Annotated in this window: 3 protein-coding genes; all 3 read left to right on the top strand. The window is 39.7% G+C overall.

Annotated features, from left to right (window positions below):
- The coding region (locus tag J3482_RS19885) for a hypothetical protein (RefSeq protein ID WP_206923049.1) at window positions 1–348 on the top strand (348 nt) is incomplete at its 5' end.
- Window positions 341–1,315 carry an ATP-grasp domain-containing protein gene (locus J3482_RS19880; RefSeq protein WP_206923048.1) on the top strand — a complete coding sequence of 325 codons (975 nt, stop codon included), beginning with the start codon at window positions 341–343 and terminating at the stop codon, window positions 1,313–1,315. The genes J3482_RS19885 and J3482_RS19880, both read left to right, overlap by 8 nt.
- A 62-nt stretch (window positions 1,316–1,377) precedes the next feature.
- A partial coding sequence (locus tag J3482_RS19875) for an ATP-grasp domain-containing protein (RefSeq protein WP_369123490.1) occupies window positions 1,378–2,188 on the top strand: 811 nt, incomplete at its 3' end.

Below are 2,188 nucleotides of genomic sequence, written 5' to 3'. Positions count from 1 at the left end.
GAAGATGTGGTTCTTGACAAACTCATCTTAGCCGTACGGGGAGCACCTTTTCAATTATTCACACCAGTTCATGAGGACACAATCGTCGAAATCCGGGTTGATACAACTTTAGTGCTTGAGGACTCTGGGGTGGAAGAGTTTCGCCTTATTCAGAAATCATTGAAGGATTTAAGGCTGTTGATTAAGCCACATCCATTCAAACAAGCATATGAAACCGCTATAGAAGCATTCTGCGAACGTTTTTATTCTCTTTTTGGTAGCCAGTCGAAGGTAACGGTAGAGTTGGTAGATGAACTTCCTTTTATGGGCATAAAAACTAGATGTATTGTGAGAGAGTTTGATGAATAAAAAAATCGCTGTTATCCATGACGAAATGCATCCACTACTTGAAAAAATATTTGAAAGATTGGATCAGTGTGGTTTTCAACCGTCTTACGTTCATTGGAGTAGTCTGTTTACACAAGGTGGTGGGAACCATCCCTTAATAGAGTTTGACACTGTGTATTTGGATAGAATGGGAGAAACAACGCCATCTTATTCAACACAGATACTTCTTCTTAAAGAACTGGTTGAAAATACGCCTTCGATACACATCGTAAATAGTCCAGGTTCGTACTTTGTAGCAAGAAATAAGGCTCTGATGGCGGGAAAACTAGTCACCGAGAATCTACCTACTCCAATCACAAAGATATGTCATAACGAATCCCAAATCGAGGATTTTTGTCAGCAATATGGGTTTGATTTTTACATTGCAAAGTCCTTTCTCGGATGCTGTGCAGAAGATATTTATCCATTTGCGAATGGTAGGATCCCGAAAGAGGCTTGTAACATCTTACACAGAGACGGAATGATCATTGTACAAGAGTTCGTTTATAACCCAGAACGATTCATATGGCGCGTTGACGTTGTAAATAACCAAGTCATTCAGTGTAACCAGAGATTTGCCTTTAATGATGATCCCAACACGCCACTGTGTAATGGGACAATTGGAGGAGAAATTGTTTTCTGGGCTCCAGAACAATTGCCACGGGATGTTCGTGATTTAGCCATTAGGGCAGTAAATGCACTTGGTCTGGTAATAGCTGGGGTGGACATTTTAGTCTCCAGAACAGGGGACCTCTTTATCGCTGAAGTTAATCCTGAACCGGACATTACTTTAAATAGACTTGAATTTCCTTATGCAATAGCAGACTACCTAAGTGGGATGAATTGTTACTTGAGCGTTTTGCAGAATTCGATTTTTCACCGTTTCTCGCACATATATAGTGTACGAAATATCAATGGAACACTATATATAGTGTCAAATGCGTTGTGAACGTTAATTCTGCAAAACGCTCACTTAAATACCTGAAAAGCATAAATGGAGGAATGGTATTCATGACAAAAATATTGATTGTAACTACTCATACTGATATCGAACAACGTATAGAAAATATGCTCAATAAGGGTGTTCTTCCGGATGCTGAATACTCGGTCGTCGCTGAATTTTTTGAATCCGTTCCTCCGAGTTCTCCTGTCTTAAAAAACTTCTTTGCCATTGATGACTTGCGTAATCGAGATGAAATTACTGCGTCTATAATCAAATGTGAAGAGTGGGGTCCATTTGATTATGTACTCCAAACTGACGAATACGCTGTGTATCTTGCTGCAGAAATACGTGAATATCTTAAGGTTCCAGGTCTTTGTACAGCAGATGTAATCAAGTTCCGTGATAAAGTACTAATGAAAAAAGCTCTGAACGGTCAAGTGAGAGCACCGCGTGTATATGGGTCAAAAGACCTATTTGAAAATAGGGATCTATTCCCTATAGTCGCTAAACCCCGTTCTTATGCAGGCAGTAAAGGTGTCTCCATTCTTTCTTCAAAAGAAGATTTGCACGAGTATTTACAAGCAAACGATGTAATAATGGATGACGCGATAGAATCCTTCCACGAGTTTTCTATGAATGAAGTAGAGTTTGAAGAATACGTCGAAGGTTCTATATTCCATGTCGATGGTCTCATTTTTGATAATGAAATCATCTTTTGTCGCGCATCTCAATATTTAGGTAAACTTCTTAACTACCTTAAGGGTGAGCCAGTAGGATCAGTGATCAAGTCCAAAATGCTGTGTAAAATCCCCTCTTCGGAATGTGTCGCATCATGCTCACAATCTACTCAACGGCTGATGGGCGTCACTTTCTTGTTGG

The organism is Alicyclobacillus suci (assembly GCF_017329615.1).
Lineage (GTDB): Bacteria > Bacillota > Bacilli > Alicyclobacillales > Alicyclobacillaceae > Alicyclobacillus > Alicyclobacillus suci.
This window is presented reverse-complemented; position numbering and strand designations above follow the sequence as displayed.

Coding starts and splice junctions, on each gene's coding strand:
- J3482_RS19880 (WP_206923048.1), top strand. CDS start 341: ATGAATAAAAAAATCGCTGTTATCCATGACGAAATGCATCCACTACTT.